At 62.9% G+C, this 15411-nt stretch carries 13 protein-coding genes; 5 read left to right on the top strand and 8 right to left on the bottom strand.

All coding sequences use genetic code 11. The features are described 5' to 3' along the window. Window positions 1-63 precede the first annotated feature (63 nt). The 5 genes from DYST_RS05645 to DYST_RS05665 all read right to left on the bottom strand — a co-directional run bounded on the left by DYST_RS05645 (window position 64) and on the right by DYST_RS05665 (window position 6175). Window positions 64-837, bottom strand: coding sequence for a TenA family transcriptional regulator (locus tag DYST_RS05645; protein ID WP_102304488.1), 774 nt, complete (start codon window positions 835-837; stop codon window positions 64-66). Window positions 838-1162: 325 nt separating this feature from the next. Continuing rightward, window positions 1163-1558 (bottom strand): MAPEG family protein, encoded by a 396-nt coding sequence (locus DYST_RS05650; RefSeq protein WP_239950653.1) that lies wholly within the window; start codon window positions 1556-1558, stop codon window positions 1163-1165. A gap of 66 nt (window positions 1559-1624) precedes the next feature. Continuing rightward, window positions 1625-2647, bottom strand: coding sequence for a class A beta-lactamase (gene bla, locus DYST_RS05655; protein WP_239950654.1), 1023 nt, complete (start codon window positions 2645-2647; stop codon window positions 1625-1627). Between the two features lie 133 nt (window positions 2648-2780). Beyond that, window positions 2781-4451, bottom strand: a complete 1671-nt coding sequence (hutU, locus tag DYST_RS05660) for a urocanate hydratase (RefSeq protein WP_102304491.1) — start codon at window positions 4449-4451, stop codon at window positions 2781-2783. A gap of 80 nt (window positions 4452-4531) precedes the next feature. Next, complete coding sequence (locus DYST_RS05665) at window positions 4532-6175, bottom strand: DUF4034 domain-containing protein (RefSeq protein WP_239950655.1); 1644 nt, start codon at window positions 6173-6175, stop codon at window positions 4532-4534. A 197-nt stretch (window positions 6176-6372) separates the two neighbouring features. Between DYST_RS05665 and DYST_RS05670 the strand changes: the two genes are divergently transcribed. From DYST_RS05670 to DYST_RS05685, 4 genes are all read left to right on the top strand, one after another. Further along, window positions 6373-6930 carry a hypothetical protein gene (locus DYST_RS05670; RefSeq protein WP_102304492.1) on the top strand — a complete coding sequence of 186 codons (558 nt, stop codon included), beginning with the start codon at window positions 6373-6375 and terminating at the stop codon, window positions 6928-6930. 75 nt (window positions 6931-7005) lie between these two features. Next, complete coding sequence (locus DYST_RS05675) at window positions 7006-8499, top strand: DNA-3-methyladenine glycosylase 2 family protein (protein WP_239950656.1); 1494 nt, start codon at window positions 7006-7008, stop codon at window positions 8497-8499. Continuing rightward, complete coding sequence (locus DYST_RS05680; RefSeq protein ID WP_102304494.1) at window positions 8499-9029, top strand: methylated-DNA--[protein]-cysteine S-methyltransferase; 531 nt, start codon at window positions 8499-8501, stop codon at window positions 9027-9029. Before DYST_RS05675 ends, DYST_RS05680 begins: the two co-directional genes overlap by 1 nt. 412 nt (window positions 9030-9441) lie before the next feature. After that, entirely contained in the window at window positions 9442-10719 is a 1278-nt protein-coding gene (locus DYST_RS05685; RefSeq protein ID WP_239950657.1) for an ectonucleotide pyrophosphatase/phosphodiesterase, read from the top strand. Window positions 10720-10769: 50 nt separating this feature from the next. Here DYST_RS05685 and DYST_RS05690 read toward each other — a convergent pair whose 3' ends face one another. Further along, complete coding sequence (locus DYST_RS05690) at window positions 10770-11153, bottom strand: VOC family protein (RefSeq protein ID WP_239950658.1); 384 nt, start codon at window positions 11151-11153, stop codon at window positions 10770-10772. A gap of 8 nt (window positions 11154-11161) precedes the next feature. Beyond that, the gene (locus DYST_RS05695; protein WP_239950659.1) at window positions 11162-12460 is read right to left on the bottom strand and encodes an MFS transporter; all 1299 of its coding nucleotides are present in this window, start codon (window positions 12458-12460) and stop codon (window positions 11162-11164) included. Window positions 12461-12690: 230 nt separating this feature from the next. Between DYST_RS05695 and DYST_RS05700 the strand changes: the two genes are divergently transcribed. Further along, on the top strand, window positions 12691-14403 hold the full coding sequence (locus DYST_RS05700) for a sensor domain-containing diguanylate cyclase (RefSeq protein ID WP_239950661.1): 1713 nt from the start codon (window positions 12691-12693) through the stop codon (window positions 14401-14403). Window positions 14404-14415: 12 nt separating this feature from the next. Here the strand turns inward: DYST_RS05700 and DYST_RS05705 are convergent, their stop codons facing one another. Then, window positions 14416-15408: an alpha/beta hydrolase gene (locus tag DYST_RS05705; RefSeq protein WP_239950663.1), complete on the bottom strand. Its 993-nt coding sequence runs from the start codon at window positions 15406-15408 to the stop codon at window positions 14416-14418. Between the last annotated feature and the right edge of the window lie 3 nt (window positions 15409-15411).

The raw sequence follows: 15411 nt of genomic DNA on the forward strand, positions 1-15411 counted from the left end.
TTTTACACGACCACCTAGTAAAGCTACATCTCGTCCCGCCATTCTGTCGACGACGAGATTCCGTTATGCCGCCTGCTCTTCCACCTCGCCCACCGCGTGCCGCATCAGGCAGCGTTCGAGGCCGTAGTGCAAGCTTACATAGCTACGCTCGATGCATTCCCGCACATGCTCCACTTCTTCGGGGGCGGGCTGGCTGCCCATAAGGGTGCAGACAATTTCCAGCGCCTCCCACGGATGAGTATCGTCATAGGCCGCGTGTAGCTGAAGCCAACGCAGGGTGGCCTTGCGCCCGGTCTCCGGCAGGCTGTTGGCGTAGGCCACGCTGTCGTACACCTTCTGGGACCACTCGCCAGTAACGCCCTCGATGGCGTAGTTGGTGGCGGCGATACCCGCCGCGAGGCTATCGCGGCCACAGACGTCGTAGCACCAGTCAGCGGCCGTCTGGGTGCCACGCGGCGGCATACCGTCAAGAACGTCTTCACGCGGCACGCCGGCGCCTTCGGCCCAATCCAGCCAATACTCCGCATGGTTCTGCTCCACGCGGATATTACGTACCAGCCAACGTCGTGCCATGTTGTCGCCGGCGCTCCTTCCGTATCGCGTCTTAAGCAGGCTCAGCGCCATGAAGGACGGGAAGCGCTCGATCAGCGACCAGGTACCGACCATGAAGTTGCGCATGGTCTGCGGATCAATGCTGCCAGCGCTCATCATGTCCCACATCACGTGGTCGCGAACGCTCCGGCGGGCAGGTTCGCAGGCTTCAATCATGTCGCGCGCCCATTTGGGGTAGCTGGACAGTTCGGTCAGCGAGCCGGTGCGTACAGTGTTGGTGTTCATGCAATTTCTCCAGTCATCAATCAGGGAATACCGCCAGACCCTGCCGGCGGCCCGACGCGTGTTGCGCCGGACCTGCATAGTGGTCACGCCTTGGAGAGCTTGCGAACGCCCCTTTTTGGTCGTGTTACTGAAACCACTTAACCCATTGATGAGCATTGAAAAATTAAGAACACCGCGTTGACCCGCAACGCAAGAGCGGCGGAAAAACAGTGCCAAAAAATCGACGAACGCCAATCTTTTGACGCTCACAGCAGACCAGGCCCCCTGCCAGTGGCCAAGTTTTCACGTTGACGTCACGCAACGGCAGGGTCGCAGGCATGGCGACTCAGCGCGTACAGAACACGCCCGACAGCACCATCACGATCCCCACCACCGAGGCGGCCCAGACCAGGGTCCGTAGGTAGGGAATGCCGATCGCATAGACCGGCAGGTAGATAACGCGGGTCCAGAAATAGAGTTGGGCTCCGAGTGCCGTCTGGGTGTTGGTGCACTGCCCCAACACGACCACCAGCACGGCAGCGGCAAAAAACACAAAGGTCTCGAGGAAATTCCGGCTCGCCCGGTCCGCTCGCGCGGCCAGGCCGGTCAGCGGGATTAGCTCATCCCGATTGCCTGCGTTCCAGGCCATGCCACGCTGCGTCAGCGACAGCAGCGTGGCGAACAGCAAATAGACCAGCCCCAGCGCGGTCGACCATCCCAACATCTTGAGCTCGACGGACATGTCGCACCTCCGGATTGGATGTGGCGACATCATGCACCCGGCCCCAGCGGGGCACCACTGCCGGACTCAGGGATGAGTCGCGGCCACCACGCTGCGCGCTATATCGGCATACAGGGCATCGCGTGCCTTATCTGACCCCGGCGAGTCGAGCAGGAAAGCCGCAACCAGTACACGGTGGCCGTCTGGCCAGGTGACGATGCCGATGTCGTTGTAAGCCGCCCGACGTTCACCCAGTGATCCCGAGGAGCCCGTCTTGTCGGCAAGCCGCACACCTTGCGGCAGTCCCGCACGCAGGCGGTTGGGAATGGTCTGCGCCTCCATCAACGCGAGCAGACGCTGCGTCGATGCTGGCGACAGCAACTCACGCCCGACCAGCTTGTGCAGAAAAACGATGGCAGCATCTGGCGTGGAGCGATTGCGCGGATCGGCCAGGAAGGCCTGATACCCGTGCTCGTAACGCTCTTTAGCGGCGGCATGGCTTTCATCGAACGGCTCTTTCTCGCCCGGCCGCAGGCCATCGAACACTTGAGCCACGACGGCCTCGTCGATATCGATGCGCATGCCATCGATGCCGTGCGCGCGCAGATAGTCCGTGACCACCGACGGGCCGCCGAGCGTGCGGATCAACGCGTTCACGGCGGTGTTATCGCTCTCGCTCACCGCTGCCTTCAGCAACTGCTCGACAGTGAAGGTCATGCGTTCGCCGCGGAAATTCGCGCCAATGGAAGGAATGGCCGAGCCGCCCATGACCTGGTCACGCGTGATCGTCACCGGCTGCTGCAACGATAGCGTTCCACTGTCGATGTGCGACAACACGGCCGCCGCCACCGGTGCCTTGAACACGCTCATCATCGGAAAGGCTTGATCAGCGTTGACGCGTGCGGAAGCACCGGAATTCAGATCCAGCACCGCGATGCCAAGCACACCGGGGTGAGCGCGTTGAGCGAGCGCTTCAAGCGAGTGCTGCAGCGTTTCGTTCGTACTAGCCGGCGCGGTTGGTTCCGGCGCGGAAAGCGCATGCGATGCACCCGCGCATGCCAGTGCCAAAACCGCCGCAGCGAGCGTGCGACGCACGTATGGGAAAGCCATGGAAAGCCCTTGTCGTCAGGTTTGTCGCCGGACACTCTGGCAGCCGACCGTGGCAAATCGGGGGCAAGTACCTGCCCGCACGCGGACAACCCCGGGCGGTGCCCTGCGCCACGCGCAAGGCACCCTCACCCGATCAGAGCATGGGCAAATTGAGACCCTGCTCCTTCGCACATTCAATGGCGATCTCGTAACCAGCGTCGGCATGACGCATCACGCCGGTGCCCGGATCGTTCCACAGCACACGTGCGATGCGCTTGTCCGCCGCCTCAGTGCCGTCACATACGACCACCACGCCCGAATGCTGCGAATAGCCCATGCCTACGCCGCCGCCGTGATGCAGCGAGACCCATGTTGCGCCGCCGGCGACGTTGAGCATGGCGTTGAGCAGCGGCCAGTCGCTCACAGCGTCCGAACCGTCGCGCATCGCTTCGGTTTCGCGATTCGGGCTGGCAACGGAACCGGAATCGAGATGATCACGACCGATCACCACCGGTGCCTTCAGTTCGCCCTTGCGCACCATTTCGTTGAACGCCAGGCCCAGCTTATGGCGCAGGCCCAGGCCCACCCAGCAGATGCGCGCCGGCAAGCCCTGGAAGCTGATGCGTTCCTTTGCCATGTCCAGCCAGCGATGCAGGTGCGGATCATCCGGAATCAGCTCCTTCACTTTCTGGTCGGTCTTGTAGATGTCCTCCGGATCACCCGACAGCGCCACCCAGCGGAACGGACCCACGCCACGGCAGAACAGCGGACGTACGAAGGCAGGCACGAAACCGGGGAAGGCAAACGCGTTCTCCAGGCCCTCGTCCTTCGCCATCTGGCGGATGTTGTTGCCGTAGTCGAACGTGGGGATGCCTTGTGCATGGAACGCAAGCATGGCTTCCACGTGCTTCTTCATGGACTGCTTGGCCGCCTTCGCGGTGCCGGTCGGATCGCTCTTGCGGCGCTCGAACCACTGCTCCACCGTCCAGCCCTGCGGCAGGTAGCCATTCACCGGGTCATGCGCACTGGTCTGGTCGGTGACCGCATCCGGACGCACGCCGCGACGCACGAGTTCCGGCAACACGTCCGCCGCGTTGCCAAGCAACGCAATCGACTTCGCTTCGCCTGCAGCGGTGTACTTGGCGATGCGCGCGAGTGCATCGTCCAGATCGGTCGCCTGCTCATCGACGTAACGCGTCTTCAAGCGGAAGTCGATGCTCTTCTGCTGGCATTCGATATTGAGCGAACATGCGCCCGCCAACGTGGCCGCCAGCGGCTGCGCGCCGCCCATGCCGCCCAGGCCCGCGGTGAGTATCCACTTGCCCTTGAGGCTGCCGCCGTAATGCTGGCGCCCCATTTCCACAAACGTCTCGTAAGTGCCCTGCACAATGCCCTGCGAACCGATATAGATCCACGAGCCGGCCGTCATCTGGCCGTACATCATCAAGCCCTTCTTATCGAGCTCGTTGAAATGCTCCCAGTTCGCCCATGCCGGCACCAGATTGGAATTGGCCAGCAACACGCGCGGCGCATCCGGATGAGTCGGAAACACGCCCACCGGCTTGCCCGACTGGATCAGCAGCGTCTCGTTGTCGTTGAGTTCGCGCAGCGCGCGCAAAATGGCATCGAAGCACTCCCAGTTGCGTGCAGCGCGGCCAATGCCGCCATAAACCACCAGCTCCGCCGGGTTCTCGGCCACCTCTGGATCGAGGTTGTTCTGCAGCATGCGGAACGGTGCCTCGGTGAGCCAGCTCTTGCAGCTCAGCTCGGAACCGCGCGGCGCGCGAATAGTGCGGGTGGTGTCGATGCGGGTGGGGGCATTCATGGGCACGGGCTCCAACAAGTCGAACGCCGAGTATAGGTCAGCTCCTGCTGGTCCTACGCCTTGCACTGCGGCAAACCCGGCTATTGGCCTGTCGCCTTGGCTGCCGCATGCGCCTTGCCTTCCTGCAGCGCCTGTGCTGCACGCATTTTGAGCAATGCCTGGTGCAGTTCTGGCGACTTATCGAAATGAGCCTGGAAATAATCCGCCGTGTCCTTCAAGCCAGGTCGCGGCTGCTCTTGTTGGATATGCGCGCGCAACAGCCAGACGTAAGGCTCGTTCGGGTAAAGCTCGACCAGACGTTCGTCAAGTTTCCAGGCCTTTTCCCAATCGTGCATGTCGTTGACGTAAAGACCGGCTAGTTGGGCGTAAATGGTCTGATTGCCAGGATCGAGCGCCAGCGCCGCCAAATAATCCTTCTCGGCATTCGTATAGTCGTTCAAACCCTCGTACGCGTACCCACGCGCAAACACATAACGCGCTTCATGCGGTTTCTGCAGCAGCAGGTGCCCAATCTCCTTCAGCGCCCACGCCGACTCATCAAAGTCGCTGAGTTGGTTTGCGCGGGCGACGCGAGTGTCATCGTCTTCCGGATAGAAGCGAAGCGCTTCGGAGTAATACACGACGGAAAGCTCCAGCTGGCCACACCGCGCGGCGGCGGTCCCTGCATCCAGCAATTGGCTCGTTACGGCCGCTTGGTCGAAGATCACGCTGAACTGATCCCATCGGCCAGGCTTCGTGCAATCGTCGCTGTCCAGATCCGCTTCGTAGGCAAGCTCCTTTTCCGGCAGTAGCAGTAGCACCGGGTTCTCTCCCGCGTGCTTGATCGCCTGCTTTCCAAGAAGCGTCATTTGTTTGAGCGAGCCACCCCACTTCGGTTGCAGGGCCCACATCAGCTCGTCGTAAATCGCGAAATTCGCTGGGTCGGCGCGCAAAGCGGCCCCTGCCGCCTTTTCCAGATAAGCATCGCCCAGGCTGTAACGGCCTGCGCGGATCATCGCCACATAGGCAGGCGTCACCCTTGAGTCCAGTTCAACGGCGTGGCGAAGATCCACATCGGCAAGTGCGATCAACCGATCCATGGCTTCGATATTGCTTGCTGGCGTGTCCTTAATGTATTGCCCGCCTCGCGCCTGCTGGGCCATGGCAACGTAGGAGATGCCGCTGGCGGCATAGGCGAACGCACTCTGTGATTTCGCGTGTTTCCAGTTCTCCAGTAGGGGGCGAAGCTCCAGGTCCGAGCGAGCAAACCACCTCTCGAACGAGTGATCCAGCACGTTCCGCATGTCGGGTTTGTTCAGTTTGTCCTGCAAAAGCGACGCAAGGCGACGTTCCAGCTCGTCAAACTCGCCCCGCTGCAGCAGGCTGCGCACTTCCTCGAAAGGCGCTACCTGATGCGTCCGGTAACGGCAATACGCCTCTACCGCGACGGCGGACCAATGGCTGCCCGGTGGATCTGGATACTTCAGGCAGCGCTGCAAAGGATCAGCCATTGCCTCCGCCTGCTTGGCAGTGGTGAGGAACGCATAGACACTTTGCCGATCGAACAAATGTCCTTTGACAGCAAGCGACGGGTGCTCGCCGTCCGGCAATGGCTTCTCGACCTTTTTGGCCGGCGACGACACCTGGGCTGCGAGTAAGCCGGTCGGCATCGCCACCCCCATGACGGCTGCGGACCCTACAGCGACAAAGGCCAACATCGGCCAACCACGCCTTGTGGATTTCATCCCCTGACTCCTCCAGTGATTGCGCAGAACCCTACCATCGGTCCGCAGGGTGGCCCACCTCAAGAACATGGAAATCAGAGATCGCTTAACCGCTTGCTGGCAGCCTTAAGCCATCTGGTCGATTGAGCGCCGGTTGCGAGGCGCCCAGACTGCGGCGGGGTATCCAGCCTGGCCGACACGACCTTGTGGGGCCTCCTATGAACGCGAATTACCCCGCCGCCATGCTGACGCTGGCCTTGCTAGCCACCGCTGGCGCAACCGCTGCCGAAAAAGGCACTCCCTCCGACCAGGAACTCATCGCCAGTGCGATGCGCGCCGCGCCGCCCGGCGTGGCCAAAGACGCGACCATTGTCGCGGTGGATGCCCAGGGAAAGATGCGCACGCTGCGCCAGGGCAAGAACGGCTTCACCTGCATGCCTGACAACCCTGCCACACCTGGCCCGGACCCCATGTGCATGGACAAGAACGCCTGGGAATGGGTAGCGGCTTATATGGCCCACAAACCACCACCGGCAGGGAAAGTCGGCCTGATGTATATGCTCGAGGGCGGAACGGACGCGAGCAACACCGACCCTTATGCAAGCGGCCCCGCGACAGGCAACCACTGGATCCGAACAGGTGCGCACGTGATGGTGGTCGGTGCCGATCCGGCGTTCTACGACAACTATCCGAAGAACGTGGATCCGGATACTAGTGCGCCGTATGTCATGTGGGCCGGTACACCCTACGAGCACCTGATGGCACCGGTGAAATAAACGCCCTGGAGGCATTTCGCCATTGATGTCCGAAAACGGCGAGTCATGCGGCAGGTGCGGTGCTAGCCTGCATGCATGACCGACCGACATGACACGCCACTCGACACCCACACCTGCGAGCAGGCGCGGTTGAGCCGCGATGCGCGCTTCGACGGGCTGTTTTTCACCGCCGTCACCAGCACGCGCATCTACTGCCGCCCGGTATGCCCCGCGCCACCGCCGAAACCGCAGAACGTGCGCTACTACGGCAGCGCGGCGGCGGCCGAAGCGGCCGGTTTCCGGCCTTGCCTGCGCTGCCGCCCCGAACTGTCGCCGGGCAACGATGCATGGCAACGCGGTGACCACGTGATCGCGCGCACGCTGAAGCTGATGGATAGCGGCGCATTCGATGAGTGCTCGGTAGAAACCATGGCCGAACGCGTCGGCCTGGGCTCGCGGCAACTGCGTCGCCTGTTTGTGGAACGCCTCGGCGCGCCGCCGATCAGCGTGCACACCACGCGACGTTTGTTGTTCGCGAAGCAGTTGCTGACGGAAACGACGATGCCGGTTACGGAGGTCGCGTTGGCCTCGGGCTTCGGCAGCCTACGTCGCTTCAACGCGGCATTCCTACAGTCCAACCGGATGGCCCCGCGCGACTTGCGTCGCCATCCGACCACGGCGACAGGCGACGCGATTACCTTGCGACTCGGCTACCGCCCGCCTTATGACTTCGAGGCCATCCTGGCGTTCCTGCGCGGTCGCGCCCTGCCCGGCGTCGAGCACGTCGATGAACACAGTTACGCCCGCGTCTTCGGCACACCGGAAGCGCCGGGGTGGCTGCGCCTGAGTGAATGGCCCGGCCGCGAACACGCGTTGCGATTGGAGCTGCACTGCCCGCAACCGGCTCAGATGCTCGGCGTGGTCAACAAGCTGCGCCGCATGTTCGACCTGGATGCCAGTCCACAATCGATTGGCGACGTACTGAAGGAAAGCGCGGTGCTACGCCCCTTGCTGCGTAAGCGCCCGGGACTGCGCCTGCCCGGAGGCTGGGACGGATTCGAGATCGCCGTACGCGCCATCCTCGGCCAGCAGGTCAGCGTGGCCGCCGCGCGAACGCTGGCGACGCGTATCGTGCAAAAGTTCGGCACGCCAGTGATATCCCCCGTGCCGGAACTGCAGCGCCTGTTTCCCGGTCCCGAGCTGCTGGTTGACGCGGATCTTCGCTCCATCGGCCTCACCACGGCGCGCGCGGCGACCGTACGGGGCGTGGCACAGGCCCTGCTGGATGGGCGCATCGATTTCCGCAGCGAACAACCTCTGGAGGAGTTCGTCGAGCGATGGGTCGCCCTCCCCGGCATTGGCGAATGGACGGCGCATTACATGGCCATGCGCGCACTCAGCCATCCAGATGCTTTCCCGGCCGCGGACCTGATCCTTCGGCGTGCGGCCGCAGGCAACGGTCCGGAGCTGTCGACAAAAGCGTTGACCTCACTGGCCGAGAACTGGCGTCCATGGCGCGCGTACTCGGTCATGTATCTCTGGCGCAGTGCAACCGATGCGGCGCAGGCATCGAACAAGAAGGTGGCGTGATGTCCAACGAAACGATCTGGTATGACGAAATGCAGACGCCCATCGGCCTACTGCGCTTGGTTGCCGATGAGGTGGGATTGCGCGAGGTTTGGTTCTCCACCGGCCGCCACCAGCGTTCACCGCACGCGGATTGGATTCGCGCAAGCAAACCGCTGGCGCTGGCCAGGCAGCAACTGGACGAGTATTTCGCGGGCGAACGCCAGCACTTCGACCTGCCATTGCATCCACTCGGCACACCATTCCAAGTGCAGGTGTGGTGGGAGCTGTCGCGTATTCCCTTCGGCACCACCATCAGTTATGGCGAGCTGGCGCGCCGCATCAAGCAACCCCTCGCCATGCGCGCGGTCGGTGCCGCCAACGGCAGGAATCCGCTGCCCATCGTTCTGCCCTGCCATCGCGTGATCGGCGCCAATGGCAGCCTGACGGGTTTTGGTGGCGGGCTGCCGACCAAGCAGTTCTTGCTGTCGCTGGAAAGTCGAACGATCGAGGGCGACCTGTTCGGCGTGCCGGTACGGGGCCTCGCGCACTGAACAACGGCACCCCAGCCACAAACAGGTCGGTTCAGCGGTCCGTCGTCACCGGCGGTGGCGTCACGGCTTTCTGGTACGAATCGAGTTGATGGGGTTGGTGCGAAAGCGAATACGCACCCGCCGTCGACGCCTGCCGGGCCGCCGTACCCTTGACGACCTTCGTTGCGGGAACGGTTTTCGATTTGCCATGTGGCGAAGGCGGCTGCGCGTGAAGCGTCGATGCCTTCGGCGCGGGCGCTGCCGGTGAGGCTGCACTTGAGGCGGCAGCAGGCAGTCCATCCAGCGTCGGATGGGCCCACGCCGCACCTCCCCATAGCGGGCAAGTGGCTAAAGTCGCGTAAAAGAAAAGACGTGTAATGGTCATACGCCTGGGCGATCATACGGGCTTTGTATCGATATTAAAGCCTTCCGTATGAAGATCCTGTTTCGCCCGCTGCTTTGCTCGCTGATCGCGCTTGGCGCAGGTTGCGCCACCACGCACAACCCGCCAGCCAACACGCCACCGGCGCAGGTCGCCGTAAAGCCGGCGCCCATGCCCCTGCTGCTGATTTCGATCGACGGCTATCGTGCGGACTATATTGCGCGTGGACTCAGCCCAACACTGCAGACGCTGGCGGATGGCGGTGTGCGCGCGGCCGATGGCATGCAGCCGTCGTTCCCTTCGCTGACCTTCCCGAATCACTACACCCTGGTCACCGGTCTGCGTCCGGATCACCACGGTATCGTTAACAACACGATGACCGACCCGGTACTCGGCAAGTTTTCGCTGAGCAACCGCGACGCCGTCAGCAACGGCCGCTGGTGGAATGAAGGCACGCCGCTGTGGGAAACCGTGCAGAAGCAAGGCATGAAGAGCGCCACCATGTTCTGGCCGGGCTCTGAAGCGGACATCCATGGCGAGCATCCCAACTTCTGGAAGCCCTACGACGGCGAGGTGACGCCGAACCAGCGCGTCGATCAGGTGCTGTCGTGGCTCGACCTGCCGGCGAGCGAACGCCCGATGTTCCTCACCTTGTACTTCGATGAAGTGGATCATGCCGGCCATACCTACGGCCCGGACACGCCGCAGGTCAACGACGCCATCACCCATACCGATGCCGCGCTTGCCCGACTGGTCAAGGGCCTGGTGCAGCGTGGGCTGCTCGATCGCATCAACATCATCGTGGTTGCGGACCATGGCATGGCCAGTACGCCGGCGCACAACATGGTCATGGCGGACAAGCTCATTCCGCTCAAACAAGTGGACGTGGTGAGCATGGGCGTACTTGCTGGCTTCAACCCGAAGCCCGGTTTCGATTTCGCCAAGATCGAAGCCACGCTGGAAAAGCCGCAGAAGCACATGACGTGCTGGGACAAGACCCGCGTGCCGGCACGCCTCGCCTACGGCAGCAACCCACGCGTGCCGCAGCTGCTGTGCCTTGCCGACGTGGGCTGGCGCGTTTCCACCAGCGATTACGTGGCGAAGAAAAAGAAACCCACGCTGGGTGAACACGGCTACGACAATGCCGCGCCGGAGATGCGGGCACTGTTCGTGGCGCACGGCCCGGCGTTCCGACAGGGCCTGCAGGTGCCGTCGTTCCCGAACGTCGACGTCTATCCGTTGATGACGCATCTGCTCGACGTTCAGCCCGTCGCGAACGATGGCGACTACAACGCCGTGAAGAGCATGCTCAAGCCGGAAGCACAGTAAATCGTCAGCAAACTACGGTGGGAGCGTGCAACGCGCTCCCACCGCAATACTCAATCCGCGTAACGACTCACCTCGATCAAGTTGCCGTCGGGGTCGCGGAAGTACACTGAGTCAATCGGCCCACGCGCGCCCGTCCGCCGCACCGGCCCTTCTTCGATCACTACGCCCTGCTGCTTGAGGTGCTCGATCACGTCGGTCGGTGCCGACGACGTCAGCAGACAAAGGTCCGCCGAGCCCGGTGTGGGATGTTGCGCCTTCGGCTCGAACTCCTTGCCATGCTGGTGAAGGTTGATCTTTTGCGCGCCGAACGACAGCGCCTTGCGCCCCGCGCCGAACGTCACCTCTTCCATACCGAGTACGCGTGTGTAGAACGCACAGGTGGCAGCCACGTCGGCTACCGTCAATACGAGATGGTCAAGCGCATCGATTTTCATAGCGTGCCTCACTGGGGAATCGGGGGTTCGGTTTCCGGCCGCGACGGGCTCACCAACGGCGGCAGGCGGTACAGGCGCAAGGCGATCAACAGGCCGGCGACGATCAATGCGCCGACGAAAATGGCTACGCCATTCCAACCATGCGATGCGTAGAACAAGCCACCGCTGGCACCAGCGATGCTGGAGCCCATGTAGTACGAGAACAGATAGAGCGACGACGCCTGCGCCTTGTTGTTGCCTGCGCGTCGACCGACCCAACTGCTGGCGACGGAATGCCCGCCGAAGAAACCGAACGTCACCGCGACGATGCCGAGCACGATCAACGCCAACGGCTTGGTGGCGGTAAGTGCCAGACCCACCAGCATTAGCGCGAACGCCGTCCACAGCACTTTGCGCCGCCCCAGCTTGCCGGCGAGATGCCCCATCCACGCGGAACTGAACGTACCGATCAGATACACGCTGAAGATTGCGCCCACCACGGCCTGGTTCAGCCCATACGGCGGCGCGAGCAGGCGATAACCGATGTAGTTGTAGACCGTGACGAACGCGCCCAGCAGCAGGAAGCCTTCCACGAACAGCCACGGCAGGCCGGCATCGCGAAAGGTCGCGGCGAAGCGCCCCATTAGTGCGCCGACGTGCAAGGGCTGGCGAACGTGGTGTCGCGAAGGCGGCAGGATGCGCCAGAACACCAGGCCGGAAAGCAGACCGATCACACCTACCGTGGCGACACCGATGCGCCAGCCGACGAACTCGGCAAGCACGCCCGCCACCAGGCGCCCGCCCATGCCACCGATGGCGTTGCCGCTGATGTACAACCCCATGCCGAGGCCTATGGATTCGGGGTGCATCTCTTCGCTGAGATACGTCATGGCCACGGCGGGCAAGCCGCTCAGCGTCAGCCCAAGCAATGCACGCAGGACCAGCAGCATGTTCCAGTCCGGCACCAGCGCCGTCAGCAAAACCAGCAACGCGGAAGACACCAGCGATGCTGTCATCACGGACTTGCGTCCCCAGGCATCCGACACGCCACCGGCAAACAGCATGGCAAAGGCCAGCACGCCCGTAGTGAGTGAAAGCGACAGCGCTGCGGTGGCTGCGCTAACCCCATAGTCCTTGCTGAACTCAGGCATCAACGGTTGGGTGCAATACAGCAGGCCGAACGTGGCCAGGCCAGCGGCGAACAGAGCCAGGTTGGTACGTCGGAATACTGGCGTGCCGTGGCGGATGAAATCGTGCGACTCAAGTTCGCCGGCCTCCGGCCGATGTCCTGCCCGGGCCACCGGTTCCACGCTTTCCCGCCTTGCCATGTTGCTGCCGCCTCGATACTGCAGGGGCGTAAGCAGTAAGACTTGCCGCGATGGTGTTCGACCCGCGGCACCGACCCCGAGCGCCTCATTCAGCGTGGCTGCCCAGGGCTGACACAAAGCGCATGTCACAAGGCGGACGTGATACATAAGGGCCCAGCGGGGAGCGTCTCGGGAGAGGACAACCCTGCAAGCCGGTAACAGGGGACCGGTGGATCAAAAAAGGGGGGGATATGCCTTTTCGCGGACCCGTAGTGGTTCTCGTCGCGTGGGTGTGCGCCATGTTGTCCGTGCTGACCGTGGAGGCAGCACCTGTACCGTCGCGCCTTCCTGCACTGCAGGTCTCGGCACTGGCACCCGTCGTGCCGGCGCCCTTACCCACGCAGGTCGTCCATGGCGGCATGGATGCCGACTTCATGCCTAGCACGTCGCCCCATACGCCCAACGCCGTTGAGGCGCAGCGCTGGTATCGGCTGACCATCGACCGCGACTGGCAGGAAGAGAGCGCCCCCGTGCTCAGTTTTACGGGGGCGGCCTACATACCCATCACGGTGTACGCCCCGCCGGACTATCGCCCGCACGAGCTCTGGTTTGCGCAGAGCGGCAAGCCAGCCCGTTTCTCCCGCCATCATCTGGCCTTGGTATTGCCACACTATCTACGCGCCGGTGAGTCCGTCTATGTACGTATCGCTGCGGACAACTTCACTCGGCAGATTCGCGTCGATATCACCGACCTGGCGACGTACCAGGCCCAGGACCTGAACCATGTCCGCCTGGTGACGCTACTTTCCAGCGTGCAGTTCACCATGCTGCTGGCCGCGCTCTGCCTTTGGCTGGTGTTACGCGACCGCGTGCTGCTCTACTTCTTCGGCTATACCAGCCTGCAATGGATGGCGCAGTTGCTGATGAGCGGCGAGGCATACGAGCTGCCTGGCGGGTGGCTGCTGGTGCCACTGGGCACACATGCGTTGTGGTTGCTCGTCGTGCTCGGCGCGCCACTGCTGTTCTCTTTCATCATCGAGTTCTGCGACCTGCGCACGATCACGCCGCGCGCGGCACGTGTGCTGGGCGCTATGCGCTGGCCCTACGTGGGCATTGCCCTGCTCCTGTGCTTTCCGTTCGCCGAGCGGATGAATCTGCCTGCGAGCGTGTACAACCTTTGGTACACCACATCCCTGCTGTGGGCACTCGCAGCGGTGATCCTGGCGGTGATCCGAGGTGGGCAGCCGGCGCGTATCTTCCTGATCGCATGGCTGCCGCAGGTGTTGCTGAATATCCTGCGCCTGGGCCAGGTACTGCTGTCGCTGGATCTACCATCCTGGCTGGAATATGGCCTGCCCACGGCGATGGCGTTCTGCTGCGTGGTGATGACGGTGGGGTTGGCCGACCTATCCCTGCGGACGCGCCGCGAACGCGACATGGCGCACCACCTGGCCGACCACGATGCATTGACTGGCGTGCTCAATCGTCGGGCGCTGGTCAGGCGCCTGCATGATGCCGTCGCACTGGCACGCACGCAGCATCAACCGTTAGCGCTGATTTTTCTCGACATGGATCACTTCAAGTCGGTCAACGATCGCTATGGTCACCCGACCGGTGATGCTTGCCTGCGTGCTGTGGCCGAAGCCATCACGGATGAATTGCGCCCTTCGGACAGCCTTGGCCGCTACGGTGGCGAAGAATTCGTGGCGATCTTGCCAGGCACCACGCAGGAGAATGCGATGGCGGTGGCTGAGCGCATTCGTCACTGCATCGACGTCCTGCAGGTCCACGCCCGTGGCAACACCTTGCAGACCACCGTCAGCATGGGCGTGTCGAGCTTGCTCGGCCCCACGGATACGGTGGACGATCTCATCGGCCGCGCCGATGCCGCGCTCTATCAAGCCAAAACGCACGGACGCAATTGCGTGGTTGCGCATGCATCGCTCACCGCGGTCGCCGGCTGAACACCCGTCGCCTTACCGGGGCTGCGTCGCGGGTTCCGCTGCATAGGCCCAGGTGAGGAACACCGGCAGCATGCGCTTCCATGTCGCCTGGTTGTGTTCGCCGTCGGGGAACAGATCGTACGCGACATCGTCCGCCCGTTCCGGATGCGTCGCGTAGTCCATGTCGACGGTATAGCCCAGGTCACGCAGGCCGCCCTGATGCGTGCCATCGGACGCGGTGAAGCCGGTGATCAAGTCTTGCAGATCCTCGACGGCATCGATAACGCCATTGTGGTTTCGGTCGTTGGTTTCCTCACGGCCACCCACCGCGAACCAGAAACGCACTGGCTTGCGCGCCCCGCTGCGCGCCACCATCGCCTGCGCCAGGCGAGTGCTTTCCACCGCACGCGCATCGCTGCGATCAGCCGCCAGCCAGAACGAGGGTGAGAACGCCCCGACCTGTCCAAAGACGTCCGGGTACTCCCAACCGAGGCAGAAGGCTTGGAGTGCGCCGAGCGACCAACCCAGCATGGTGCGACCTTGTGCGGAAGCCTGCGTGCGGTAGTGCGTGTCGACATACGGCACCAACTCGTTCACCACCCACGCCGAGTAATCATAGGCACGTGTGCCGATGGGGCCGATACGGGAGCCGCCGACGACGCTGCGCCGCCGTGCACGATCGAACAATCCATATCCGGAAGCGCGATCCTTGAGCATATCTACGGCCACCACGATCACCGGCCGGATGGCGTGCTGCGCATAAAGCGCTGCCAAGGTGTCCCGCAGACCCACGGCGTCCATGTCCTGCCCGTCGTTCGCGTAAAGCACGGGATAGCGAGCATCGGACACCGCGTAACCCGGTGGTAGGTACACGGTGACGTTGATCTGCTCCGGGGCAAACGCCGGGGCATTTAGGACGAGCTTCACCGGTGGCGTTGCGACGCTATCTGCTGCGTGCACCATCGATGCCAAACCCATCAGTCCCGCAAGCAGGCATGCCGTCACACTCTTCCGATGCATGCGCATGAG

It is taken from the genome of Dyella terrae (assembly GCF_022394535.1).
Lineage (GTDB): Bacteria > Pseudomonadota > Gammaproteobacteria > Xanthomonadales > Rhodanobacteraceae > Dyella.